25 protein-coding genes are annotated in these 23,490 nt (G+C 67.1%); 19 read left to right on the top strand and 6 right to left on the bottom strand.

Annotation, left to right across the window (positions count from 1 at the left end; all coding sequences use genetic code 11):
- Positions 1-212 precede the first annotated feature (212 nt).
- On the top strand, positions 213-1,064 hold the full coding sequence (locus tag ABE463_RS11650) for a pirin family protein (RefSeq protein ID WP_346468272.1): 852 nt from the start codon (positions 213-215) through the stop codon (positions 1,062-1,064).
- Between the two features lie 124 nt (positions 1,065-1,188).
- Here the strand turns inward: ABE463_RS11650 and ABE463_RS11645 are convergent, their stop codons facing one another.
- The 4 genes from ABE463_RS11645 to ABE463_RS11630 form a co-directional block, all read right to left on the bottom strand.
- A complete protein-coding gene (locus tag ABE463_RS11645) occupies positions 1,189-1,650 on the bottom strand; it encodes a hypothetical protein (RefSeq protein ID WP_346468271.1) in 462 nt (153 codons plus the stop codon).
- Positions 1,651-1,883: 233 nt separating this feature from the next.
- On the bottom strand, positions 1,884-2,606 hold the full coding sequence (aqpZ, locus tag ABE463_RS11640) for an aquaporin Z (RefSeq protein ID WP_313211350.1): 723 nt from the start codon (positions 2,604-2,606) through the stop codon (positions 1,884-1,886).
- Positions 2,607-2,720: 114 nt separating this feature from the next.
- Positions 2,721-3,584, bottom strand: a complete 864-nt coding sequence (locus ABE463_RS11635) for a pirin family protein (RefSeq protein WP_346468270.1) — start codon at positions 3,582-3,584, stop codon at positions 2,721-2,723.
- A 148-nt stretch (positions 3,585-3,732) separates the two neighbouring features.
- Positions 3,733-5,796 (bottom strand): 3-hydroxyacyl-CoA dehydrogenase NAD-binding domain-containing protein, encoded by a 2,064-nt coding sequence (locus ABE463_RS11630; RefSeq protein WP_346468269.1) that lies wholly within the window; start codon positions 5,794-5,796, stop codon positions 3,733-3,735.
- A 238-nt stretch (positions 5,797-6,034) separates the two neighbouring features.
- On the opposite strand from ABE463_RS11630, the gene rpoE reads away from it, so the two are divergent.
- The 9 genes from rpoE (at position 6,035) to recO (ending at position 14,757) form a co-directional block, all read left to right on the top strand.
- The gene (gene rpoE, locus ABE463_RS11625) at positions 6,035-6,655 is read left to right on the top strand and encodes an RNA polymerase sigma factor RpoE (protein ID WP_123730518.1); all 621 of its coding nucleotides are present in this window, start codon (positions 6,035-6,037) and stop codon (positions 6,653-6,655) included.
- Positions 6,652-7,551 carry a sigma-E factor negative regulatory protein gene (locus ABE463_RS11620; RefSeq protein ID WP_346468268.1) on the top strand — a complete coding sequence of 300 codons (900 nt, stop codon included), beginning with the start codon at positions 6,652-6,654 and terminating at the stop codon, positions 7,549-7,551. Before rpoE ends, ABE463_RS11620 begins: the two co-directional genes overlap by 4 nt.
- An 85-nt stretch (positions 7,552-7,636) precedes the next feature.
- Positions 7,637-9,166: a DegQ family serine endoprotease gene (locus ABE463_RS11615; protein WP_346468267.1), complete on the top strand. Its 1,530-nt coding sequence runs from the start codon at positions 7,637-7,639 to the stop codon at positions 9,164-9,166.
- Positions 9,167-9,334: 168 nt separating this feature from the next.
- Positions 9,335-11,125: a translation elongation factor 4 gene (gene lepA / locus ABE463_RS11610; protein ID WP_184997305.1), complete on the top strand. Its 1,791-nt coding sequence runs from the start codon at positions 9,335-9,337 to the stop codon at positions 11,123-11,125.
- A gap of 100 nt (positions 11,126-11,225) precedes the next feature.
- On the top strand, positions 11,226-12,020 hold the full coding sequence (gene lepB / locus ABE463_RS11605) for a signal peptidase I (RefSeq protein ID WP_346468266.1): 795 nt from the start codon (positions 11,226-11,228) through the stop codon (positions 12,018-12,020).
- Between the two features lie 33 nt (positions 12,021-12,053).
- Positions 12,054-12,437, top strand: a complete 384-nt coding sequence (locus ABE463_RS11600; protein WP_259259533.1) for a DUF4845 domain-containing protein — start codon at positions 12,054-12,056, stop codon at positions 12,435-12,437.
- Positions 12,427-13,107: a ribonuclease III gene (rnc, locus tag ABE463_RS11595; RefSeq protein ID WP_259259534.1), complete on the top strand. Its 681-nt coding sequence runs from the start codon at positions 12,427-12,429 to the stop codon at positions 13,105-13,107. Before ABE463_RS11600 ends, rnc begins: the two co-directional genes overlap by 11 nt.
- Positions 13,104-14,000, top strand: a complete 897-nt coding sequence (era, locus tag ABE463_RS11590; RefSeq protein ID WP_121038751.1) for a GTPase Era — start codon at positions 13,104-13,106, stop codon at positions 13,998-14,000. Before rnc ends, era begins: the two co-directional genes overlap by 4 nt.
- Before the next feature lie 31 nt (positions 14,001-14,031).
- Positions 14,032-14,757, top strand: coding sequence for a DNA repair protein RecO (recO, locus tag ABE463_RS11585; RefSeq protein WP_259259535.1), 726 nt, complete (start codon positions 14,032-14,034; stop codon positions 14,755-14,757).
- 70 nt (positions 14,758-14,827) lie between these two features.
- Here the strand turns inward: recO and ABE463_RS11580 are convergent, their stop codons facing one another.
- Positions 14,828-15,562 (bottom strand): response regulator, encoded by a 735-nt coding sequence (locus tag ABE463_RS11580; protein WP_346468330.1) that lies wholly within the window; start codon positions 15,560-15,562, stop codon positions 14,828-14,830.
- A 137-nt stretch (positions 15,563-15,699) separates the two neighbouring features.
- Between ABE463_RS11580 and rlmD the strand changes: the two genes are divergently transcribed.
- Positions 15,700-17,034: a 23S rRNA (uracil(1939)-C(5))-methyltransferase RlmD gene (rlmD, locus tag ABE463_RS11575; protein WP_346468265.1), complete on the top strand. Its 1,335-nt coding sequence runs from the start codon at positions 15,700-15,702 to the stop codon at positions 17,032-17,034.
- 12 nt (positions 17,035-17,046) lie between these two features.
- On the opposite strand, the gene ABE463_RS11570 is transcribed toward rlmD, so the two are convergent.
- Positions 17,047-17,658 carry a hypothetical protein gene (locus ABE463_RS11570; protein ID WP_346468264.1) on the bottom strand — a complete coding sequence of 204 codons (612 nt, stop codon included), beginning with the start codon at positions 17,656-17,658 and terminating at the stop codon, positions 17,047-17,049.
- 78 nt (positions 17,659-17,736) lie between these two features.
- On the opposite strand from ABE463_RS11570, the gene ABE463_RS11565 reads away from it, so the two are divergent.
- The 8 genes from ABE463_RS11565 (at position 17,737) to ABE463_RS11530 (ending at position 23,489) form a co-directional block, all read left to right on the top strand.
- Positions 17,737-18,240: a CYTH domain-containing protein gene (locus ABE463_RS11565; RefSeq protein ID WP_259259538.1), complete on the top strand. Its 504-nt coding sequence runs from the start codon at positions 17,737-17,739 to the stop codon at positions 18,238-18,240.
- Positions 18,241-18,285: 45 nt separating this feature from the next.
- Entirely contained in the window at positions 18,286-18,978 is a 693-nt protein-coding gene (locus ABE463_RS11560; protein WP_346468263.1) for a DsbA family oxidoreductase, read from the top strand.
- A 67-nt stretch (positions 18,979-19,045) separates the two neighbouring features.
- Positions 19,046-20,053 carry a beta-N-acetylhexosaminidase gene (nagZ, locus tag ABE463_RS11555; protein ID WP_346468262.1) on the top strand — a complete coding sequence of 336 codons (1,008 nt, stop codon included), beginning with the start codon at positions 19,046-19,048 and terminating at the stop codon, positions 20,051-20,053.
- Positions 20,053-20,607 (top strand): hypoxanthine-guanine phosphoribosyltransferase, encoded by a 555-nt coding sequence (locus ABE463_RS11550; protein ID WP_019183441.1) that lies wholly within the window; start codon positions 20,053-20,055, stop codon positions 20,605-20,607. Before nagZ ends, ABE463_RS11550 begins: the two co-directional genes overlap by 1 nt.
- Positions 20,607-21,353 carry an S-methyl-5'-thioinosine phosphorylase gene (locus tag ABE463_RS11545; protein WP_346468261.1) on the top strand — a complete coding sequence of 249 codons (747 nt, stop codon included), beginning with the start codon at positions 20,607-20,609 and terminating at the stop codon, positions 21,351-21,353. The genes ABE463_RS11550 and ABE463_RS11545 overlap by 1 nt, the downstream gene beginning before the upstream one ends.
- A gap of 88 nt (positions 21,354-21,441) precedes the next feature.
- Positions 21,442-21,648, top strand: coding sequence for a cold-shock protein (locus tag ABE463_RS11540; protein WP_019183439.1), 207 nt, complete (start codon positions 21,442-21,444; stop codon positions 21,646-21,648).
- A gap of 64 nt (positions 21,649-21,712) precedes the next feature.
- Entirely contained in the window at positions 21,713-22,960 is a 1,248-nt protein-coding gene (locus tag ABE463_RS11535; protein ID WP_346468260.1) for an NAD(P)/FAD-dependent oxidoreductase, read from the top strand.
- Between the two features lie 256 nt (positions 22,961-23,216).
- Positions 23,217-23,489, top strand: coding sequence for a hypothetical protein (locus ABE463_RS11530; protein ID WP_123730535.1), 273 nt, complete (start codon positions 23,217-23,219; stop codon positions 23,487-23,489).
- Position 23,490 lies beyond the last annotated feature (1 nt).

Here is a 23,490-nt window from a genome sequence, read left to right as displayed (position 1 = left end):
TGGAGATCGTCGTAAGAGTCCGCCTTGGCACTGACGGGGTCAATGCAATGGCGGGGGCTTGCCGCTAGTACTTTGGTCGTAGGGTGGGTGTGGCGCGTGCCTGTGCACGTCGCCGGAACATCACGCTTGGAACAATCGGTTGCGGGCATGACCGTTGGCCGGGGGGACGCCTGCGCCCATCTTGTACCCAGTTTCCTCAGTCTGGAGTCACCATGAGCAGCCCAACCCCGGTGCGCGTGCTGCGCACCATCCGTGGCATGGCCACCTCCGATGGCGCCGGCGTGCGCCTGACGCGGGTGATTGGTGGCCCCTCGCTGCCCGATCTGGATCCGTTCCTGCTGCTGGATGAATTCGGCACGGACCGCGCCGAGGACTACATCGCCGGCTTCCCCAGCCATCCGCACCGTGGGTTCGAGACCGTGACCTACATGCTCGACGGACGCATGCGGCACAAGGACAACCACGGCAACGAGGGCCTGCTCACGCCGGGCAGCGTGCAATGGATGACGGCGGGCCGCGGTCTCATCCACTCGGAGATGCCCGAGCAGGAATCCGGGCAGATGCGTGGGTTCCAGCTGTGGGTGAACCTGCCGGCGCGCGACAAGATGACGGACCCGAAGTACCAGGAGTTCGCGCCGGACCACATCCCGGTGACCGCGCCGGCCGACGGCGTGCAGGTCAAGGTGATCGCCGGCCAGGTCGGTGACACCGTGGGGCCGATCGTGCAGCCGGCCACCGACCCGGTGTATCTGGACATCACCCTGGATGCGCGCGCGGGCTGGAGCTACACGCTGCCGGACGGCCACAACGCCTTCGCGTACGTGTTCGAAGGGGGCCTGGAGATCGGCGAGGGAGACGATGCGCGCGCCGTGGCCAAGCAGGAAATGGCGGTGCTGGGCGGCGGTGAGCAGCTGACCCTGCGCGCAGGCGACACCGGTGCGCGCCTGATTCTGGTGGCGGGCCGCCCGCTGCGTGAGCCGGTGATGCGCCACGGGCCGTTCGTGATGAACACCAAGCAGGAGCTGATGCAGGCCTTCGTGGATTTCCAGGAAGGCCGCTTCTGAGGCACGGGGGCACCGCTCGCTGGCCGGCCAGCGCATGACACCTGACAGTGTGGGAGGCGCCGGCCCGCGGCCGCCGCTACCGTGGATGACGGGAGGAGTGCGGTGCACCGTCCCGGCCTCGTCCTCAGCGCCCGGCGGCGACAGCCGAGGGCGTCAGGTTCATCCCCTGCGCCAGCGTTTGCAGCGAACCCAGTTCGCTCTTGTCGCCGGCGTACAGCGCAATCTGCGCGAAACGGTTCTTGTCGAATTTCACCACCGTGATCCGGCGCGTCTCATAGCCCGGCGGTTTCTGTCCACCCAGGTCGGGCTGGTACCAGTACAGCGTTTCACCGGCGAAGCTGCCTTTTTCCTGGCGTAGTGAGCGGTTCAACGGCAGCTCGGGATTGCGGGCGCTCAAGGTCAGGCTGAGCACTTCGCGGCCATCGGCGGCGGTGGCCTTGCACAGGATGAAGTCGCGTTGGGCGAGTTCCTGCCATTGCAGGCCGCTGCTGGCGGGCAGGGACGGACATTCGCTGGTCGATTGCGCCGCAACGGCGCCGGCAGTGACCAGCAGACACACACATACGACAGCGCGCAGGACGTTCATGGTTCCCCCAAGGTCGATGATCGCGTCCGTCGCTGGCAGGCATTCCGGTGGCCGTCGACAACCCAGGCCGTGGTGGCGCATTCCCCGCGCGCGTACCGGATCACTCGCTGCCGTCAGTGTCGGACGAGTGATCGGGACCTTAACGGAATGTGACTCAGTGTACAAATAACGGTTTCAGGTGAATCTTTCTACGCCGACGCCGGGCGGTCCGAGGGGCCGCCCGGCCGAGACCGTCAGCGGGGCGCGGCCCCCATCCATTTGTAGACGATGCCGCCGATCAGGCCGCCCAGCAGCGGTGCCAGCCAGAACAGCCACAGCTGGCTGAGCGCGCCGCTGCCGGCGAACAGCGCCACGGCGGTGGAGCGCGCCGGATTGACCGAGGTATTGGTGACCGGAATGCTGATCAGATGGATCAACGTCAGCGCCAGGCCGATCGCGATCGGGGCGAAGCCGGCTGGCGCGTTGCCGTGGGTCGCGCCCATGATCACGATCAGGAAGAACGCGGTGAGCACCACTTCACACAGGAAGGCGGCGGCGACGCTGTAGCCGCCCGGTGAGAGGGCGCCGTAGCCATTGCTCGCGAACGCGCCGGCCTGGCTGCCATCGATCTGGAAACCCGGCGCTCCGGAGGCGATCTGCAGCAGGATGAAACCGGCCAGCGCGCCACCCAGCACCTGCGCCAGGATGTAGGGAAGCAGGTCACGGGCGGGGAAACGGCCGCCGGCCCACAGACCGACACTGACCGCGGGATTGAAGTGCGCGCCGGAGACGTGCCCGAACGCGTAAGCGCCGGTCAGCACGGTCAGGCCGAAGGCCAGCGCCACGCCCAGAAAGCCGATCCCCAGCGGATTGCCATCGCCACCGAAGTTGGCGGCCAGTACCGCGCTGCCACAGCCGCCCAACACCAGCCAGAACGTGCCCAGGAACTCGGCGGCCAGACGTTTGCCCATGCTCATCGACGTGCTCCAACGTTATGCCCGGGGTGGGCAGGCGCACCGTAGCTGAATCGGGGTTCATCGGGGTGACGATGGTGTCAACACCCGACGAACGGTCGACGGGGTCGTTTCAGCTCAATAGGACGGCAGCGGAATGAACTCTTTATCGTCGCCCGGAATCGTGCCGAAGCGACCGGCTTCCCAGTCGTGCTTGGCCTGTTCGATCCGTTCGGTGGAGCTTGAGACGAAGTTCCACCAGAGGTGGCGCGGGCCATCGAGCGGTTCGCCGCCCATCAGCATCGCCTTGATCGGGGTCTTGGCGCGCAGGCGGCCGCGTGCACCGGGCTCGGGAATGATCAGATGCTGGGCAGGGACGTCCACACCGTCGAGCTGGGCCTGGCCTTCGAGGATGTAGAGCGAGCGTTCGGCGTGGCCGGTATCCAGGTCGATTTCCGCATCGGCGTCGAGATCGATGGCAACGTTGAGGGTGTCGGCGAAGACCTTGACCGGGGATTCTTCGCCGTACGCGCGGCCGGCGATGACGCGCAGCCAGGCACCGTTGCGGCGCTGCTGGGGCAGGGTCGCGGCCGCGTGGTGGTAGAACGCGGGGTCGGTTTCTTCGACATCCTTTGGCAGCGCCAGCCAGGTCTGCATGCCGTGCAGCGGGTGGTCGTGTTCGCGTTCGACGGCGGGCGTGCGTTCGGAGTGGGCGATGCCACGGCCGGCGGTCATCCAGTTGACGTCGCCGGGGCGGATCACCTGGTCCGAGCCGAGGGTATCGCGGTGGCCGATGGCGCCGGACCACAGGAAGGTGACGGTGGCCAGGCCGATATGCGGGTGCGGGCGCACGTCGATTCCGGTGCCGGGGGAAAGCACGGCCGGGCCCATCTGGTCGACGAACACGAACGGACCGACGCTGCGCGCCTGCAGGGTCGGCACGGCGCGGCGGACCTGCAGGCCACCGATGTCATGGATGCGGGGGGCGATGATGGTCGTCATGCGGGCGGTCTCGCTGGCGGGGACAGAGCGGGAGGATCGCATGCGGGGTGTGGGGGTGGGAGGCCTGTATCGGTAACAGGTTGTTCCGGTTTCACGCGCGAGCGGACACAAACAACAACGCCAGCGTGCGCTGGCGTTGTTGCGATGCTCAGATCACCGGTTCGCGCAGTACCGGCGAATCCCAGCCCGGGCGCGGGGCGAAACGGTCGCCGTAGCGCTGCTGCAGGACCTTGAGGCGTTCGACCAGTGCATCGGCGCCGGTGGCGCGGATGTACTGGATCGGGCCGCCGCGGAACGGGGCGAAGCCGGTGCCGAAGATCACGCCGGCATCGAGCAGGTCGGCGTCGGCGACGACGCCGTCGTGCAGGCAGGCCACCGCTTCGTTGAGCAGCGGCAGGATCAGGCGGTCTTCCAGATCGGCCGGGACCTCGTCGTTGGCGGGGACGTCCGGTTTCTGCGCGCGGCCGTTCTCCCACTTGTACAGGCCCTGGCCGTCCTTCTTGCCACGCTTGCCCTGTTCCACGGTCGCCAGGGCGGCCGGTACCTGCAGGCCGAGGAAGGGCGCCAGTTCCTTGCCCACGCCGGCGGCCACATCCAGGCCGACGGTGTCGAGCAGTTCGATCGGGCCCATCGGCATGCCGAACTTGACGGCGGCCTTGTCCAGCACCGGGCCCGGCACGCCTTCGGCATACGCGGTGGCCGCTTCAAGCATGTACGGGAACAGCACGCGGTTGACCAGGAAGCCGGGGGTGCCGGCGACCGGCACCGGGAACTTGCCCAGCGCCTTGCAGAAGGAGGCCAGGCGGCGCTCGGTCTCCGGCGCCATGCCGTCGTGATGGATGATTTCCACCAACGGCATCTGCGCGACCGGGTTGAAGTAATGCAGGCCGGCAAACTGCGCCGGGCGCTGGATGTGGTCGCGCAGTTCGTCCAGCGGGATCGAGGAGGTGTTGGTGGTCAGCAGCGCATCGGCCTTCATCCTCGGCTCCAGCGACTGGTACAGCTCGCGCTTGGCTTCCGGGTTTTCGATGATGGCTTCGATCACCAGATCGGCTTGGGCTACGCCCTCGCCAGCGAGGTCGGCTTTCAGGCGCGCAGCCACGGCCGGGCGCTTGCTGTCGTCCTTCACCCGCTTGGCGAACAGCGCCTGCGCGCGTTCCATGGCCGGGTCGATGAAGCGCTGCTCGCGATCCTGCAGGGTCACGTTGAAGCCTTTGTAAGCCGACCATGCCGCGATGTCGCCGCCCATCACGCCGGCGCCGACCACGTGCACGTGCTGGATGCCATGGTCCTTGCCGCCCAGAGCCTTCAGCCGCTCGGTCAGGAAGAAGATGCGGATCAGGTTGCGTGCGGTCGGGGTGCCGGCCAGCTTCACCACCGCGCGGCGTTCGGCATCCAGACGGGTCTGGATCGGGCTGCCACCGGTGCGAGCCCAGGTGTTGATCAGCGCGTAGGGAGCGGGGTAATGCTCCTTGCGCGCTTTGCGGGCGACCTGCTTGGCCATCTGCGGGGCGAGCAGCTTGCGCGCCAGCCAGGTGTTGGTGATCCACGCGGTCGCGCGCTGCTTGAACGGGCGGGTGGTGCCCTTCAGCGCGAGCGACACCGCGGTATCGAGCAGCACGGCCGGTGCGACGACCTTGTCGACCAGGCCGATGTTGCGCGCCGCCGAGGCCGACAGATTGCGGCCGGTCAGCATCATGTCCATCGCCGCCGGGGCGCCCACCAGCTGCGGCAGGCGCGAACTGCCGCCCCAGCCCGGGAAGATGCCCAGCTGGGTTTCCGGCAGGCCGATCCGGGTGGACGGATCGTTGGAGGCCACGCGGTAACGGCAGGCCAGGGCCAGCTCGGTGCCGCCGCCCAGGCAGTGGCCGTGGATCGCCGCGACGGTCGGGCAGGGCAGTTCGGCCAGCTTCTGGTAGGTGCTCTGACCACGGCGGATCGCGTCATTGACGGTGCCGCGGCGGTCGAATTCCTGGAATTCCTTCAGGTCCGCCCCGGCGATGAAGCCGGCGGCCTTGATCGACTGGATCACCACCGCCTTGGGCGGGTCCATCGCGATCCGCTCGATCAGGTCGCCCAGCTCGAGCAGCACGTCCTGCGACATGGCATTGACGCTGCTGTCGTGGCGGTCGAGGCTGAGCACGACGACGCCATCGTCACGGATCTGCGGGTGCCAATGCGAGAAGCGGAGCCCATCGAAGCCTGAGAGCATGGGAACGTTCCATCCGGTTGTGTATGGAGAAGGGGGCTATGATCCAGAGGTTGTTTCCTCCCCGTCAAATCCCTATAGCTGGGGGAGAGAAGCCGTCGATCCATTGCCTGGATCGGAAACCTTAACGGAACGGTGGTTAAAAGCTGGTGCGGCGCGGTGTGATCGAGCGCTGAACTTTTCCCGGGATTGGCAGTCTCATTGCCCGACGTCGGTTGGGCTGACAGGAGTGCGGCCCCCCATGGCCGAGGTTGAAACACCACAGGAGCTGGACCTGGAGCTGGTCCGACGTGTGCAGCGTGGCGAGAGCGCGGCGTTCGATGTCCTGGTGCGCAAGTACCAGCATCGGATCATTGCGTTGATCGGGCGCTACATCGCGGACTGGAGTGAATGTCAGGACGTGGCCCAGGACACTTTCGTCCGCGCGTATCGCGCGATCGGCAGTTTCCGTGGCGACGCCCAGTTCTATACCTGGCTGCACAGGATCGCCGTGAACACTGCCAAGAACCATCTCGCCGCCCACAACCGCCGCCCGCCCACCGATGACATCGAGATCGGGGACGCCGAACAGTTCGACAGCGGCACGCGCCTGCGCGACACCGACACGCCCGAACGCGAGTTGATGCGCCAAGAGCTGGAACAGACGGTGATGAAGGCGGTGTCGGCGCTGCCTGAAGAGCTGCGGTCGGCCATCACCATGCGCGAGGTGGACGGCCTGAGTTACGACGAAATCGCGCAGAAGATGGGGTGCCCGATCGGCACCGTGCGGTCGCGGATCTTCCGTGCCCGCGAGGCGATCGACACTGAACTTCGGCCGCTGCTCGATGTGGGCAGCGCCACCCGCGAGAAGAGCCGCGCATGAGCCACGATATGTCCAATGATGCTTCCCGGGGCGCGTCCCCCGATAAATTCGACGCCCATTACCGGCAGCAGCTGTCCTCGTTGATCGATGGCGAGCTGTCCGCCGATGAAGCGCGTTTCATGCTGCGCCGGCTGGAACACGATGAGGCGTTGTCGAGCTGCAACGAACGCTGGCAGATGCTGGGCGATGCGTTGCGCGGGCAGGCCTGCGCACCGGCCCCGGTCGATTTCGCCGAGCGGGTCCGCGTTTCCGTGGCCGCTGAGCCGGCACCCGCGATGCAGGCCAATGTCGAGCGCAGCCAGGACCGCAAGGAACGCCGTGGCGGCTGGCGTCGTTGGGGCGGTGGCGCGGCACTGGCCGCGTCCGTCGCGGCCGTGGCGATGTTCATGACCCGCGAGCAGCTGCCGGACCCGGCAGCGCTGGACGCGCCGACCACCATCATCGCCAGCCAGGCCGAGCTGCCGCCCGCGCCCGCGCCGGCGACCGAAGCCTCTGCCGCCGAGCAGGCGCTGGCCGTAGCGGCGGTTCCGGCTGCCGCCGTGGCGGCCGCCAGCCGCCGCCAGGACGTGGCCAATGCGCGCCGCGCCAGTGCCACCCGCACCCAGCAGGCGGCACGCAGCGCTGCCGAGCGCAGTGCCGAGCCGCAGCGTGCGGTCGCCAGCCAGGCGCCGCTGACGCCGGCCGTACCGGCGGCCACCGCGCGCCAGTTCCCGTTCGGTGAGGTGGGCAACCTGCAGGCCAAGCCCTGGCCGCGGTCCAGCCTGGCCCCGGCCGCGGGCGGGGCGCTCAATGCGAGCTTCTCCACGCAGGCCCCGCAGGCGGCGTTCTATCCGTTCGAGCCGCGTCTGCAGGAGTCCGCCGAGTCGGCTGAACCCGTCCGCCGGCACCGCGACTGAGCATCGTCGCCCTGACGTTCCGCTCCGGCCTTTGCGCCGGAGCGTTTCCCCCCGCTTTGTTCCCTGACCCGGAGGTTCGTGTCTGATGACCGCCCGTATCCGTACCCATGCCCTGGCGCTGATCGCCATGACCCTGCCGCTGGTGGCCTGCGCTCAGTCGCCATCGCCATCGCCTGCGACTCCAGCGGCACCGGCCGCCGCGGCACCACGGGCGCCTGCGCCGCAACTGGTCAATGGCCTGCCGGACTTCACCAACCTGGTCGAACAGGTCGGGCCGGGCGTGGTCAATGTCGAAACCACCATTGTGCGCAGCAACCGCCAGGCCCGGACCATGGGCCCGGGCGGCGACGATGAAATGCCCGAGTTCTTCCGCCGCTTCTTCGGCCCGGACTTCCAGATGCCGGGGCAGGGCCCCGGTGGCCAGGACGACAGCCCGCGCATCCAGGGCCGTGGCATGGGGTCGGGCTTCATCATCTCGGCAGATGGCTATGTGCTGACCAACTATCACGTGGTTGCCGACGCCAGCGAAGTGAAGGTCAAGCTCGGCGACCGCCGCGAGTTCACCGCCAAGGTGATCGGCAGCGATCAGCAGTACGACGTTGCGCTGCTCAAGATCGACGGCAAGAATCTGCCGACCGTCCGTGTGGGGGATTCCAACACCCTCAAGCCGGGCCAGTGGGTCGTCGCGATCGGTTCGCCGTTCGGCCTGGATCATTCGGTTACCGCCGGCGTGGTCAGCGCGGTCGGCCGCAGCACCGGTGGCGCCGATCAGCGCTACGTCCCCTTCATCCAGACCGACGTGGCCATCAACCAGGGCAATTCCGGTGGCCCGCTGCTCAATACCCGTGGTGAAGTGGTCGGCATCAACTCGCAGATCTTCTCCGCCTCCGGCGGCTACATGGGCATCAGCTTCGCGATCCCGATCGACCTGGCCATGGGCGCGGTCGAACAGATCAAGAAGACTGGCCGGGTCAGTCGCGGCCAGCTGGGGGCCATGGTCGGGGCCGTCACGGCCGATGTCGCGCAGGGCTTCAAGCTGCCCGACAGCCGGGGCGCGTTGGTGAACCAGCTGGTTCCCGGCAGCGCCGCAGCCAAGTCCGGCCTGGAGGTCGGTGACGTCATCCGGTCGGTGAACGGCACGCCGATCAACGTGTCCAGCGACCTGCCGCCGCTGATCGGTGCCCTGCCGCCGGGAACCAAGGTGCGCATCGTCGTGCTGCGTGAGGGCAAGGAACGCGAGATCACCGCCACGCTGACCGAGTTGGCCGAGGACGCCGAACGCGGCAACGCGCCCCAGACGGCCGACGCGGCCAAGCCGGAAACCGGCGCCAATGCCCTGCTGGGTCTGGAAGTGGCCGATCTGACCGCGCCGCAACGCCAGCAGCTGGGCTTGGCCTCGGGCGAGGGCGTGCGCATCACCCGGGTCACCGGTCAGTCGGCACGGGACGCCCGCCTGTCCCAGGGCATGGTGGTGCTGCAGGTGGGCCGGACGCCGGTGGGCAGTGTGGCCGCGCTGAACAAGGCGCTGGCCGGCTACAGCAAGGGCGATGTGGTCATGCTGCTGGTCCGCGCCAATGGCAACAGCGCCTTCGTGCCGGTGAAGGCTGGGCAGTAAGCCCCGCCCCGCTTGCGTTTCCGGGCCCGCTTCGGCGGGCCCGGTCGTTTCTGGCGGGCCGATCACGCCAATCGCGGGCGGCCGCACGCGGGACCGGGCCGGCCATGCGATAATCCGCAGTCATCCTGACGACGCGACGCGCCGCCGCCACCTATGTCTTCTGATTCGATGCGGTTCATCCGCAACTTCTCCATCATCGCCCACGTCGACCACGGCAAGTCCACGCTGGCCGATCGCATCATCCAGCTTTGCGGCGGCCTCCAGGCCCGTGAGATGGAGGCGCAGGTGCTCGACTCGAACCCGATCGAGCGCGAGCGTGGCATCACCATCAAGGCCCAGTCGGTCTCGCTGCCGTATGTCGCCAAAGACGGCCACACCTACCACCTGAACTTCATCGACACCCCCGGGCATGTCGACTTCTCCTATGAAGTCAGCCGCTCGCTGGCCGCCTGCGAAGGCGCGCTGCTGGTGGTCGATGCGGCCCAGGGCGTGGAAGCGCAGTCCGTCGCCAACTGCTACACGGCGGTCGAGCAGGGGCTGGAAGTGGTGCCGGTGATCAACAAGATCGACCTGCCCACCGCCGACATCGACCGTGCCAAGGCCGAGATCGAGGCCGTGATCGGCATCGATGCCACCGATGCGGTGGCGGTCAGTGCCAAGACCGGACTGAACGTGGGCGACGTGCTGGAGGCGATCGTGCATCGCATTCCGCCGCCGGTGCCGCGCGATACCGACAAGCTGCAGGCGCTGATCATCGACTCGTGGTTCGATAATTACCTCGGCGTGGTCTCGCTGGTGCGCGTGATGCAGGGCCAGATCAAGGCCGGCGACAAGCTGCAGGTGATGTCCACCGGCCGCAATCACCAGGTCGACAACGTCGGCGTGTTCACCCCCAAGCGCAAGGTGCTGCCGGCACTGAACGCCGGTGAGGTGGGCTGGGTGACGGCCAGCATCAAGGACGTGCACGGTGCGCCGGTCGGTGACACCCTGACCCTGGCCGCCGATCCGGCCGCCAAGCCGCTGCCGGGCTTCCAGGAAATGCAGCCGCGCGTGTTCGCCGGCCTGTTCCCGGTCGATGCCGAGGATTACCCGGACCTGCGCGAAGCGCTGGACAAGCTGCGCCTGAACGATGCCGCGCTGCGTTTCGAGCCGGAAAGCTCCGAGGCGATGGGCTTTGGCTTCCGTTGCGGCTTCCTGGGCATGCTGCACATGGAAATCGTGCAGGAGCGCCTGGAGCGCGAGTACAACCTGGACCTGATCAGCACCGCGCCGACCGTGGTCTATGAAGTGCTCAAGACCGACGGCAGCATCATCAACATGGACAACCCGGCCAAGCTGCCGCCGGTGAACATGGTCGATGAGATCCGCGAGCCGATCATCCGCGCCAACGTGCTCACCCCCGAGGAGTACATCGGCAACATCATCAAGCTGTGCGAAGAAAAGCGCGGCAGCCAGATCGGCATCAACTACCTGGGCAGCCAGGTGCAGATCAGCTATGAGCTGCCGATGGCCGAAGTGGTGCTGGACTTCTTCGACAAGCTCAAGTCGGTCAGCCGTGGCTATGCCTCGCTGGACTATCACTTCGTGCGCTTCGATGCCGGCCCGTTCGTCCGCGTGGACGTGCTGATCAACGGCGACAAGGTCGATGCGCTGTCGCTGATCGTGCACCGCAGCCATGCCGACCGCCGCGGCCGCGAGCTGTGCGAGAAGATGAAGGAACTGATCCCGCGCCAGCAGTTCGACGTGGCCATCCAGGCCGCCGTCGGCTCGCAGATCATCTCGCGCACCACGGTCAAGGCCATGCGCAAGAACGTGCTGGCCAAGTGCTATGGTGGCGACGTTTCGCGCAAGAAGAAGCTGCTCGAAAAACAGAAGGAAGGCAAGAAGCGCATGAAGCAGGTCGGCCGCGTGGAAATCCCGCAGGAAGCCTTCCTGGCCGTGCTGCAGATGGACAAGTAAGGCCGGATGGCTTTCCCGGCAGCGGCAGGCGGCACCGGATCGGTGTCGCCGGACGCGCAGGGGCACACCACACCGCTGCAATCGTTCCCAAGGACACTGCATGAAATTGTTTGAGCTCCTCCTGGTCGTACTGACGCTGGCCTCGGGCCTGATCCTGCTGGGCGAGAAGCTGTACTTCGCCAAGCGCCGCGCCCAGCGTGCCGGCCTGCTGGATACCGAGCCGGTGATGGTCGATTACGCACGGGCGTTCTTCCCGGTGTTGGCGATCGTGCTGGTGGTGCGCAGCTTCATCGCCGAGCCGTACAAGATCCCGTCCAGCTCGATGATGCCCAACCTGCTGATCGGCGATTTCATCCTGGTCAACAAGTTCTCCTACGGCCTGCGCCTGCCGCTGAACAACGCCAAGGTGGTGCCGTTCGGCGAGCCCAAGCGTGGCGATGTGGTGGTGTTCCATTTCCCGGGCCATTCGGACAACGATCCGGCCAAGGGCGAGAACTTCATCAAGCGCGTGATCGGCGTGCCGGGTGACCAGATCGAATTCCAGGGCAACGGCCTGATCCTCAACGGCGAGCCGGTCACGTACGACAACAAGGGCCTGTACGCCGGTCACAGCGGCCAGGGCGAGGGCAGCTCGCTGCTGGTCGAGCACCTGCCGGGCCGCACCCACACCGTGCTCGAGACCGATTACGCACGCGGGCAGGGCCAGTGGACCGTGCCGGCCGGCAAGTACCTGGTCATGGGCGACAACCGCGACAATAGTGACGACGGCCGCTTCTGGGGCCTGCTGCCGGAGGAGAATCTCCGTGGCAAGGCCTTCCTGATCTGGCTGAACTGCTCGGGCTGGTTCTGCAAGGACGGTTTTGAACCGTCGCGGATCGGTACGGCCATCCATTGATTCATGGCACACGCGTATCTGGGGAGAAACGCAATGAAGAGCATGACATCGCAGCGCGGCATCACCTTGACCTCGTTCCTGGTGGTGCTGATCGTGGTCGCCTTTGGCCTGTACATCGGCATGAAGCTGTTCCCGATGTACCAGGAGTACTACGCCGTACGTTCGGCGATGAAAAGCCTGGCCAAGGAGCCCGGCGTGGGCAACATGGAGCCGCGCCGCGTGCAGGACATGTTCTTCAAGCGCCTGTACATCAATTACTCCGAGAACGTGAAGCCTGCCAACGTGAAGTTTGATCGCATCGATGGCGGCTGGAACATGAAGGTCTACTACGAAGTGCGCCGTGAACTGATCGGCAATCTGGACGTAGTGGGCAAATTTGATTCAAACCAGGAATTGACCCGTAGCGGTGCCGACTAAGACCTTCCAACGCGGTGACCTGATTGGTCACGCCTTCAACGATCCGGGCCTGCTCAAGCAGGCCTTGACGCATCGCAGCGCCGGCTCGCCCAACAACGAGCGGCTGGAATTCCTCGGCGACAGCATCGTCAACATGATGGTCGCCCAGGCGCTGTACGAACGCTGGCCCAAGGCTGACGAAGGCGCGCTGACCCGCGCCCGCGCCGAGCTGGTGCGCGAAGGCGCGCTGGCAGTGATCGCGCGTGAGCTGCAGCTGGGCGATCGCCTGATCCTGGGCCCCGGCGAGATGAAGACCGGCGGCCACCGCCGCGACTCCATCCTGGCCGATGCGCTGGAAGCAGTGGTCGCAGCGATCTACCTCGATGCCGGTTTTGCCGTCTGCCAGACCGTGGTGCTGCCGTGGTTCCTGGCCTCGATGCAGGCCCTGCCGGCCACCGGCAAGCCCGAGAAAGACCCCAAGACCCGCCTGCAGGAATGGCTGCAGGCCCGACAGAAGGCGCTGCCGCTGTATGAGCTGGTGTCAGAATCGGGTGACGATCACGCCAAGACCTTCCGGGTACGCTGCGGCGTAACCGACCCCGCTGTCAGCACCGAAGGCGAAGGTGCCTCGCGACGGCTGGCCGAACAACAAGCGGCTGCGGCCGCCCTTGAGCAACTGGATTCCAAGTGAACGAAGCAACCCCCCATCGTTCCGGCAGCGTGGCCGTCATCGGTCGCCCCAACGTCGGCAAATCCACCCTGACCAACGCCCTGGTGGGCGCCAAGGTCAGCATCGTCTCCAATCGCCCGCAGACCACGCGGCACCGGCTGCTGGGTATTGCCAGCTACCCGGAAGGCCAGATCGTGCTGGTCGATACCCCCGGCCTGCACCGCGCGCAGAAGCGCGCCATGAACCGGGTGATGAACCGCGCCGCGCGCGGCTCGCTCGAGGGCGTGGACGCCGGCATGCTGGTGATCGAGGCCGGCCGCTGGGATGACGAAGACACCCTGGCCTTCAACGTGCTCAGCGACTCGGGCATCCCGGTGGTGCTGGTGGTCAACAAGATCGACCGCCTGAAGGACAAGGGCGCCCTGCTGCCGTTCCTGCAGCAGGTCACCGAAGGCCGCACGTTCGCGGCGGTGCACCCGATCTCGGCGCAGAAGCGCAACGGTCTGGAATCGCTGGTCCGCGACCTGATGAAGCTGTTGCCGGAAGCCCCGCCGATGTTCGGCGAGGATGAGATCACCGACCGCAGCCAGCGCTTCCTCGCCGGTGAACTGGTCCGCGAGCAGTTGATGCGCCAGCTGGGCGAAGAGCTGCCGTATGCGACCACGGTCGAGATCGAGCGCTTTGTCGAAGACGGCAACCTGCTGCGCATTGGCGCGGTGATCTGGGTCGAACGCGAAGGCCAGAAGGCGATCGTGATCGGCAAGGCCGGCACCCGCCTGAAGGAAATCGGCGCCAAGTCGCGCCTGCAGATGGAGCGCCTGTTCGGTGCCAAGGTCTTCCTGGAAACCTGGGTGCGCGTGCGCGAAGGCTGGTCCGACGACGAAGCCGCGCTCAAGGCGTTCGGCTACGAATAAGCCGGCCATCCCGACCCCGGGCGGTTGAGCCATGCGCATCGAGGATGAGCCTGCGTTCGTATTGCACGCCCGGGCCTGGCGGGAAACCAGCCTGCTGGTGGAGGTGCTGACCGAGCAGTACGGCCGCATCGGGGTGCTGGCGCGCGGCGTATCCAGCCCGCGCAGCCAAGCGCTGCGCGCTGCCCTGCAGCCGCTGCAGTGGATCCGCCTGACTGCCGTGCAGCGGGGCGAACTGGCCCAGCTGCGCGGTGCCGAGGCGTTGGACGCCGCGCCGCGGCTGACCGGCGAGGCGATGCTGGCCGGCTTCTATATCAACGAACTGATGATGCGGCTGGCGCCCCGCCAGGATCCGCTGCCCGAACTCTACGACCATTACGCGCAGGTGCGTGCGCGGCTGCGCGATGGTGAACCGTTAGCGTGGACCCTGCGTCGTTTCGAGCGTGACCTGCTGGAGGCCTTGGGCTTCGGTTTCGATCTGCTGCATGGCAGTGATGAGGAGCCGGTCGACCCGGCGGCGCGCTATGAGCTGGATCCGCAGGAGGGGCCACGCCGGCTGCTCAGCGACCGCGGCGTGGATCAACGCCGGGGCACGGCCACCGGCAGCGCGCTGCTGGCGTTGGCCGCCGATGAAATGCCCGGTGCCGAGGATCTGGGCAGCCTGCGCCGGCCGATCCGCGCGGTGCTGATGCACCATCTGGGCGGGCGGGGGCTGAAATCCTGGGAAATGCTGGAGGACCTGGCCCGGCGGCGCACGTAGGCGCTGGCGGGCCGCGGCCTCGTTGCGGGGTGACTTATGCGGCGCCGGTGCTCCGGCTGCCGCCCCGTGCTCACTGCAGCAGGGCGTCGACCGCGACGCGGAAGCGGCTCTGCGCACCGGTCGACTCCGGCGCCTGGTGCAGCTGACGGACGGCCCGCGCCAGGCGTGCGGCGCCGACGAACCCGCAGCTGGCCTGCAGCCGATGCAACTGCCCGCGCAGGGCCCGCACATCGTCCTCGCGCAGGGCCTGGGCCACCGCATCGCGCACGCCGGGCAACTCGGCCAGGAACAGTTCGCGCAGCGCGATCAGGTGGTGGCGCTGCCCATTCAGCGCAGCCAGGGCGGTGGTTTCATCCCAGTCCTGGCGCTCGCCCTCGGTCTCCTCGGACTCGGCAACGGGTGGGGCGGACAGGCTGCCCGCCGTATGCACCAGGGCGCGGCGGACGGCCTTGAGCAGATGCTCGCGGCTCAGCGGTTTGACCAGGGTTTCACTGAAGCCGGCATCGCGCAGGCGCGAATGGATCGAGGTATCGCCATCGGCGGTATGCGCCAGCGCCGGGGTGTCCGGCCGCGAGCGGCGCAGTTCCTGCAGCAGCTGGGTGCCATTGCCGTCGGGCAGGTTCACATCGATCAGCCACAGGTCGTGCTGGTTGCCGCGGGCGCGGTCCATGGCCGTGGCGAGGGAATCGGCGGTATCCACCTGCGCCGGCAGGGTTTCCAGCGCGGCCTTGAAGAAGCCGCGGCTGATGGTGTCGTCCTCGACGAGCAGGAATCGGGGCATGGGATCCCTCGGGGTCATCTGCATTTGGGCTGCCTCCATGTCAGCTGCCTCCATAGTAAACGCGAAGTCCCCGCCTGCAAGCGGTTTCAGCGGGCGGCGAGTCAGTTGGCAGTTGGTATCTGCGACAATACGCACCCTTTTTGCCCGCAGCCTGTTGCCACGTGGCCCGAACCCGCTCCCGACTCGACCGTACCCCCTTCCAGACCGACATCCTCGACCTCAGCCATGACGGCCGTGGCGTTGCCCGCCGCGACGGCGAAGGCGGCAAGGTCACCTTCATCACCGGCGCGCTGCCGGGTGAAGTGGTGACCGCGGAGCCGACCGCGCGCAATCGTCATTTCGATGAAGCCCGGACCATCGAGGTCGTCCAGGCCTCGCCGCAGCGGGTGACCCCGCGCTGCCCGCACTTCGGCGTCTGCGCCGGCTGCGTGCTGCAGCACCTGGAGGAGTCGCAGCAGATCGTGGCCAAGCAACGGGTGCTGATCGACAACCTGACCCGGATCGGTCACGTCAGTCCCGGCACCCTGCTGCCGCCGCTGGTCGGCGACAGCTGGGGTTACCGCCGCAAAGGGCGCTTCTCGGTGCGCCGCGTCGAAAAGAAGGACAAGACCCTGGTCGGCTTCCGTGAGCAGGACCCGCGTTTCGTCGCGGACCTGAGCCAGTGCCTGACCGTCATCCCGGAAATCGGCATGAAGGTGGGCGTGCTGGCCGAGTTCATCGAAACCCTCGATGGCAAACGCGATATCCCCCAGATCGAATTCATCGCTGGCGATGACGCGATCATGCTGACCATCCGTCACATGCAGCCGCTCAGCGACGCTGACCGCGCCGCATGGACCGCCTTCGGCCAGGAACACGGCTTCGCGATCTCGCTGCAGCCCGGCGGCGTGGAGTCGGTCCACCCGCTGTGGCCGGCCGAGGTGCCGCTGTCGTTCAAGCTGGCACCGTGGGATGTCGAGCTGGCGTTCCGCCCGCTGGACTTCATCCAGGTCAACGCCAAGCTCAATGTGCAGATGATCGCTCACGCGCTGGCCCTGCTAGATGCCGGTCCGGACGAGCGCGTGCTGGATCTGTTCTGCGGGCTGGGCAACTTCACCCTGCCGTTGGCGCGCACCGTACGCAACGTGGTCGGTGTGGAAGGTGACGCCGGCCTGGTGGCGCGTGCGAAAGAGAACGCCGTGCGCAACGGGCTGGAGAATGCCGAGTTCTACGCAGCGGACCTGACCCAGGACCAGCGCCAGACCCCGTGGATGCGCCAGGGCTTCGACAAGCTGCTGCTGGATCCGCCGCGCTCGGGCGCCATCGAAGTGCTGCAGCAGCTGCCGCTGAAGCAGTTCAAGCGGATCGTCTACGTGAGCTGCCATCCCGGCTCGCTGGCGCGCGACGCCGGCTACCTGGTCAACGAACAGGGCTTCACCCTGGTCTCGGCTGGCGCGATGGACATGTTCCCGCATACCGCGCACGTGGAAAGCATCGCGGTGTTCGAAAAGCGCTGACGGCGTTCGCGCTTACCGGCCGTTCCCCGGTGCGGCGTTCTGCCACTGGCCCTGTGCGTCGAACACATAGGTCTGCGGGTAGGTGCCGCGCTCGATGTCATCCCCCGCGGTGATATCGCAGCGGATGTCCGGCGACTGCGTGCTGTGCAGTTCGCAGTCGTCGACCGCAAGGATCTGCACGCGCTGCTGGAAGGCGCGCAGTTCGTCGCGGGCGGCGGCATCGGTGATGGATGCGGCACGATGACCGAGCTGTTCGATGAGCAGTTCGCGGACACGCTCGCGCGGGGGAACCGGCGCATCGACATCGGCCCGCTGCATCGCCCACCCCATACCCTGCGGAACGAAGCGCAGCATCCGGTAGCGGTTCTTGAGCCCGATCTCCATGCCGACCAGACACTCGTAGGCACCGGTGATCGTTGTGCTGGCAAAGCACGGCCCATGCTCGAACCCGCGCGGGGTGAACATCGACTGCAGCAGCAGATCCTGCGCGGAGGCCGCCGGCTTCTTCTCGGCCTCGATCATGGCCATGATCGCCGCTTCTATCTGCGCAGGTGCCGGTGGCGTCGCGGCGACCCCGGGCAGTGGCAGCAGGGTCAGCAACAGGGTGGGGAAGAGGGGTTTCATCGCGCGTCCAGGCAGGGCAGCCGACCAGTATAGAAGCCGGGCGTGGCCGCAGTGCCTTGATCGCCGCATACTGTGGACATGGGCATTGAAATCGAACGCAAATACCTCGTTACCGGCGACGACTGGCGCACCGCCGCACACGCCGTCATCCCGATGGCGCAGGGTTATCTCAACGACACCGCCTCGCTGGACAGCGGCGCACAGAAGGCCTCGGTGCGCGTGCGCATCCAAGGCGGGCAGGCCTTCCTCAACATGAAATCGCGCGAGATCGGGCACACCCGGCAGGAGTTCGATTATCCGATTCCGGTGGAGGATGCGCGCGCGCTGCTGGCGCTGTGTGTCGGTGGGCTGATCGACAAGCGCCGACACCTGGTCGAGCACGACGGGCTGCTCTGGGAGGTGGACGAGTTCCTGGGCGAGAACGCCGGGCTGGTGGTGGCCGAAGTCGAGCTCGAGCATGCCGATCAGGCGATCACGCTGCCCGGCTGGGCCGGCGCTGAAGTCACCGATCAGGTCCGCTACTACAACCTGGCGCTGGCTGCGCATCCCTTCTCGCGCTGGTCCAGCGCTGAACGCGGCTGACCGGCAGACCTTGTAAACGCCTCGCAGCACCCACAATCTGGCCAGATGAAAATCGATATCTGGTCGGATGTGGTGTGCCCCTGGTGTTGGATCGGCAAGCACCGGTTCCAGCAGGGCCTGGCGCTGTTGGGTGAAGACGCCCCCGAGGTGGAGGTGCACTGGCACCCCTTCCAGCTGGATCCCGACGCGGGCACGACCCCCGTGCCGCTGCGCGAGGCCTACGTGGCCAAGTTCGGCAGCGCCGAGCGCACCCAGCAGATCCTGACCCAGACCCAGACCGCCGCGCGCGCTGAAGGCCTGCCGATGGATTTCGACCAAGGCCAGGTCCGGGTCACCACGCTGCCCGCACATCGGTTGATGTGGCTGGCCGGGCGTGAAGGCGTCCAAGCGGCGGTCGGCGAAGCGCTGTTCCGCGCGCATTTCGTGGAGGGCCGCAATCTGGCCGACCCGCAGACCCTGATCGCCGCGGGCGCCACCGGCGGCCTCAGCGCCGAGCGCATCACGGCGTTGCTGGCCGGTGAGGAAGGGCTGGAGGAGATCCAGGCTCAGCTTGCCCAGGCGCAGGCACTGGGTATTCAATCGGTGCCCACCTTTGTCATCAACGATCAGTACGCCATCCAGGGCGCCCAGCCGGCCGAGGCCTTCGCCCAGGCGTTGCGGCAGATCGCAGCGGAAGGCCCGCCCGCAGGGGCTGCCGGGCACGGTGATGGCTGCGGCCCGGACGGCTGCGAGGTCTGACGCTGCGCGCGGGTTCTGCGACAATGCGGCAGTGCGCCATGGTGGCGCCCCGTATTGGAGACACCTCATGCTCGTGATCGGCGTTGCCGGGACCGAACTCACCGCCCAGGAACGCGAGTGGCTGCAGCACGACGCCGTGGCCGGCGTCATCCTGTTCAAGCGCAATTTCGCCTCGCGCGAGCAGGTGGCCGAGCTGTCGGCGGCCATCCGCGCCGCCGCACCGCGCCCGCAGCTGATCTGCGTGGACCAGGAAGGCGGCCGCGTGCAGCGCTTCCGTGAGGGTTACAGCGCGCTGCCGCCGCTGCAGGGCTTCGACGCCCTGTATGCCACCGATCCCGAGGCTGCGCTGGCCCTGGCCGAGCAGCATGCCTGGCTGATGGCCAGCGAAGTACGCGCCAGCGGTGTGGACCTCAGCTTCGCCCCGGTGGTCGATCTGGGCCGTGGCAACCTGGCCATCGGCAATCGCGCGTTCAGCGCGGACCCGCAGGTCGTCGCTGCATTCACCGCCGCCTATGTGCGCGGCATGCACAGTGTCGGCATGGCCGCCACGCTCAAGCATTTCCCCGGGCACGGCACCGTGCTGGAAGATACCCATTTCCACGATGCCAGCGACCCGCGTTCGCTCGATGAACTGCGCGCGTTGGACCTGATCCCGTTCGCGGCCGGCATCACTGCCGGCGCCGATGCGGTGATGATGGCGCACGTGGTCTACCCGCAGGTCGCGCCGGAACCGGCCGGCTACTCGCCGCGCTGGATCCAGCAGATCCTGCGCGAGGAGATGGGCTTCCGTGGCGTGGTCTTCTCCGATGACATCGGCATGGCCGCCTCGTTCTCCGCCGGTGGCGTGAAGGCGCGCGTGGACGCGCATCTGGATGCCGGCTGCGACGTGGTGCTGGTCTGCCACCCCGAACTGGTGGAAGAATCACTGCGCGCGGTCGAAGGCCGCACCCTCAACACCGCTGCGCTGCTTGGCCTGATCGGCCGCGGCGCGCTGGGCTGGGACGGCCTGTTGGCCGATTCCCGCCATGGCACCACCCAATCCCGTTTGCTTGACACCCTTGGAAGAACCGTCTGATGCCCAACCTCACCATTTCCCAGGCCCTGGCCCAGGCCGACCTGCTGGTCGACCGTCCCACCATCGACAAGGCCATCGCTGGCATCGCCGACGCCATCGCGCGCGATTACAAGGGCGAGGTCCCGCTGTTCCTGTCGATCATGCACGGCGCGCTGCCGTTCGCCGGCCAGCTCGCGCTGGAACTGGGCGCACGCGGCCAGGACGTGCAGTTCGATTACCTGCACGCCACCCGTTACCGCGGTGAGACCACCGGCGGCGACCTGGTCTGGAAGCACAAGCCGGCCACCGCGCTGTTCGGCCGCCGCGTGCTGCTGGTCGATGACATCCTCGATGAGGGCTACACGCTGCAGGGCGTGCGTACCTGGTGCCTGGAGCAGGGCGCCACCGATGTGCGTATCGCCGCGCTGACGGTCAAGCTGCACGACCGCGCGCTGCCGGACGTCAAGGCCGACTACGCCGGCATCGATCTGCCGGACCGCTATGTGTTCGGTTTCGGCATGGACGTCAACGAGACGCTGCGCTGCGTGCCCGCCATCTACGCGATGAAGGAATGATGGAACACATTTCCCTGGCCGTCATCGGCGGCACCGGCGTCTACAAGCTGGCCCAGCTCGACGACGTGAGCAGCCACCAGATCGAGACGCGCTACGGGACCCCGTCCGGTCCGATCCGCGTCGGCACGCTGCTGGGCCAGCGCGTGGCCTTCCTGGCGCGTCATGGCGAAGGCCATTCGCTGCCGCCGCACAAGATCAACTACCGCGCCAATCTCGCCGCGCTGCAGCAGATCGGTGCGCAGCGCGTGCTTGCGCTGAACACCGTCGGCGGCATCACCGAGCACTTCGGCCCGCGCGTGCTGGCCTGCCCGGACCAGTTGATCGATTACACCTGGGGCCGCATCTCCACCCTGTGCGAAGAACCGGGCACCGACGTGCTGCACGTGGACTTCGGCCATCCGTACACGCCGATGCTGCGCAGCAAGGTGCTGGCCGCGGCGAAGGTGACCGGCGTGCGCCTGCAGGATGGCGGCTGCTACGGCGCCACCCAGGGCCCGCGTCTGGAAACCAACGCGGAAATCGCGCGGATGCGTCGTGATGGCTGTGATCTGGTCGGCATGACCGGCATGCCCGAAGCGAGCCTGGCGCGTGAGCTTGGCCTGGACTATGCGTGCCTGGCGATTGTGGCCAATTGGGCCGCCGGCTGTGGCGATGGCGATGAAATCACGATGGCCGAAGTGCTGGCCAATGTGGACGCTGCCTCCTCCGGCCTGCCCGAATTGATCGGTGAATTGGCACGGGGGTGATTGTCATTCCGGTACAAGGTTTGCATACTCCGCCAGTGCGCTGGTTGAGCGTACACCACCCATTCATAGAAGAAGGTCTCGCATCACCATGCCGAACGGTACCGTCAAGTGGTTCAACGACGCCAAGGGATTTGGCTTTATCTCGCCGGAGGACGGCAGCGCCGACGTCTTCGCGCACTTCTCCGCGATCAACTCCAAGGGCTTCCGCAGTCTGCAGGAAGGCCAGAAGGTCACCTATGACGTGACCCAGGGCCCGAAGGGCGCCCAAGCCTCGAACATCGTGCCGGCTGAGTGATTTTTTCAGCTGCGCATTGAAAACCCCGCTTCGGCGGGGTTTTTTTTCATCAGTGAGTACGCGCATGTCTCCACGTCGCACCATCGCCATCGTCGGCTACGGCACCGCCGGGCAGGCGTTGTCGATCCTGCTTTCACGTGATCATCACGACGTGCACGTGTTCGAGCGTGCCGCCACGCCTGGTCCGGTCGGCGCCGGGTTCCTGCTGCAGCCCAGCGGCCTGGACGTGCTTTGGCAGATGGGGCTGCTGCCCGATGTGCTGCGCCACGGCGCCAGCGTGCGTCGGCTGTACGGCGAGACGCCGTGCGGACGCGCGGTGATGGACATGCGTTATGCGCAGCTCGATGAGCGGTTGCTTGGGGTGGGCATGCAACGGGGCGCGTTGTTCTCGCTGCTGGCCGAGGCGTGGGAGCAGCCCGGCAACCTGCAGGCCGGTACCGCCATCGTCGAGGTGGACACCGCGCAGGGGCGCGTGCGTGACGCAGACGGGCGCTGGCACGGGCCGTACGATCTGGTGATTGCTGCCGATGGTGCGGCGTCCTCGCTGCGCGCGCAGGTGCAGGGCACCTCGCTGGAGCGCGAATACCCGTGGGGCGCGCTGTGGTGCCTGCTGCCGCGCGGCGACTGGCCGCACGTGGATGAACTGCGGCAACGCTATGTGGCCGCGCGCAAGATGATCGGGCTGCTGCCGGTAGGGACCCGGCCGGGCAATGATGTGCCACAGCTGAGTTTCTTCTGGAGCCTGCCACGTGACCGCTTCGCACAGTGGGAGCGTGACGGCATGGCCCGCTGGCTCGACGAGATCGCCACGCTGTGGCCGCAGGCGCACGAGCGCCTCGCCGGCGTGACGGAACCGGGTCAGCTGGCCCGCGCCGGCTATCGCGATGCGGTGATGTCGCGCTGGCATCGCGAGCGGCTGGTGCTGGCCGGCGACGCCGCGCATGCGATGAGCCCGCAGCTGGGGCAGGGGGTGAACATGGCGCTGATGGACGCACTGGCCCTGCGTGACGCCCTGCGCACGCACGGGGTGTTGGAGGCGGCACTGCAGGCCTACGAGGGGCAACGGCGCGCCCACGTGGCGATCTACCAGTACTGGAGCCGATGGCTGACGCCGTTGTTCCAGTCCGATCATGATGGGCTGGCGCGTGCGCGCGATGTGCTGTTCCAGCCGATGGGGCGTGTGCCGGGGGGGCGCGGTCATATGTTGCGCGTGCTCAGTGGCACGCAGCGCGGTTGGCTGGGCCGCTTGCCGTTGTCGGCGGGTTTGCTGGCTGCATTGAACGACGCAAACGCGCGTGATCGCATCAGCTGATAACCCCGCGTAGCAGCGCATGCGCGGCGATGTGAAGGTGTGAATAACATTCATTGACGGTGGACTCACCGCCCACATGGGACAACACTCAGGCAAACGCAGCAGGCGTGTGCGTGTTCGAAACGCGTCATGTTGCTTCCGCTGGTGCTCTGTCCGATTCCTGATCGCCAAGAGCAGCGCCACCGACCGGTGGTACTGTGGGGCTGCGTTTGCGACTCACGGTCCTTTGGACCGATCGCAACCCAAGGAGATTGAAATGCTGTTCTCGGCCGAAACTCTGGAAAGTGAAATCCGCAAACTTCGCGGACTACTGCAGATGCTGCATGAGGATCAGCCGGATGTGATGGAAGACGTGTTCGAATTCCATGTCACCAGCCTCATTACCCACGCCGCGCCGGAGCACCACCCGCGCATCCGTGCCGCCGCACACGACATGCTGACCGCGATCCAGCGGCAACCGGTGCGTCCCAATCCGAATGCACCGGATATCCGGTTGATGCCGGACCTGCTGGTCGCGTCGGCCGCCTGAG

Origin of the sequence: Stenotrophomonas sp. TWI819 (assembly GCF_039673075.1) — a bacterium.
Classification (GTDB): domain Bacteria; phylum Pseudomonadota; class Gammaproteobacteria; order Xanthomonadales; family Xanthomonadaceae; genus Stenotrophomonas; species Stenotrophomonas rhizophila_B.
The sequence above is the reverse complement of the archived record's forward strand: the minus strand, read 5'-3'. Positions and strand labels throughout refer to the sequence as shown.

Coding starts and splice junctions, on each gene's coding strand:
- ABE463_RS11650 (WP_346468272.1), top strand. CDS start 213: ATGAGCAGCCCAACCCCGGTGCGCGTGCTGCGCACCATCCGTGGCATG.
- ABE463_RS11645 (WP_346468271.1), bottom strand. CDS start 1,650: ATGAACGTCCTGCGCGCTGTCGTATGTGTGTGTCTGCTGGTCACTGCC.
- aqpZ (WP_313211350.1), bottom strand. CDS start 2,606: ATGAGCATGGGCAAACGTCTGGCCGCCGAGTTCCTGGGCACGTTCTGG.
- ABE463_RS11635 (WP_346468270.1), bottom strand. CDS start 3,584: ATGACGACCATCATCGCCCCCCGCATCCATGACATCGGTGGCCTGCAG.
- ABE463_RS11630 (WP_346468269.1), bottom strand. CDS start 5,796: ATGCTCTCAGGCTTCGATGGGCTCCGCTTCTCGCATTGGCACCCGCAG.
- rpoE (WP_123730518.1), top strand. CDS start 6,035: ATGGCCGAGGTTGAAACACCACAGGAGCTGGACCTGGAGCTGGTCCGA.
- ABE463_RS11620 (WP_346468268.1), top strand. CDS start 6,652: ATGAGCCACGATATGTCCAATGATGCTTCCCGGGGCGCGTCCCCCGAT.
- ABE463_RS11615 (WP_346468267.1), top strand. CDS start 7,637: ATGACCGCCCGTATCCGTACCCATGCCCTGGCGCTGATCGCCATGACC.
- lepA (WP_184997305.1), top strand. CDS start 9,335: ATGCGGTTCATCCGCAACTTCTCCATCATCGCCCACGTCGACCACGGC.
- lepB (WP_346468266.1), top strand. CDS start 11,226: ATGAAATTGTTTGAGCTCCTCCTGGTCGTACTGACGCTGGCCTCGGGC.
- ABE463_RS11600 (WP_259259533.1), top strand. CDS start 12,054: ATGAAGAGCATGACATCGCAGCGCGGCATCACCTTGACCTCGTTCCTG.
- recO (WP_259259535.1), top strand. CDS start 14,032: ATGCGCATCGAGGATGAGCCTGCGTTCGTATTGCACGCCCGGGCCTGG.
- ABE463_RS11580 (WP_346468330.1), bottom strand. CDS start 15,562: ATGCAGATGACCCCGAGGGATCCCATGCCCCGATTCCTGCTCGTCGAG.
- ABE463_RS11570 (WP_346468264.1), bottom strand. CDS start 17,658: ATGAAACCCCTCTTCCCCACCCTGTTGCTGACCCTGCTGCCACTGCCC.
- ABE463_RS11565 (WP_259259538.1), top strand. CDS start 17,737: ATGGGCATTGAAATCGAACGCAAATACCTCGTTACCGGCGACGACTGG.
- ABE463_RS11560 (WP_346468263.1), top strand. CDS start 18,286: ATGAAAATCGATATCTGGTCGGATGTGGTGTGCCCCTGGTGTTGGATC.
- nagZ (WP_346468262.1), top strand. CDS start 19,046: ATGCTCGTGATCGGCGTTGCCGGGACCGAACTCACCGCCCAGGAACGC.
- ABE463_RS11550 (WP_019183441.1), top strand. CDS start 20,053: ATGCCCAACCTCACCATTTCCCAGGCCCTGGCCCAGGCCGACCTGCTG.
- ABE463_RS11545 (WP_346468261.1), top strand. CDS start 20,607: ATGGAACACATTTCCCTGGCCGTCATCGGCGGCACCGGCGTCTACAAG.
- ABE463_RS11540 (WP_019183439.1), top strand. CDS start 21,442: ATGCCGAACGGTACCGTCAAGTGGTTCAACGACGCCAAGGGATTTGGC.
- ABE463_RS11535 (WP_346468260.1), top strand. CDS start 21,713: ATGTCTCCACGTCGCACCATCGCCATCGTCGGCTACGGCACCGCCGGG.
- ABE463_RS11530 (WP_123730535.1), top strand. CDS start 23,217: ATGCTGTTCTCGGCCGAAACTCTGGAAAGTGAAATCCGCAAACTTCGC.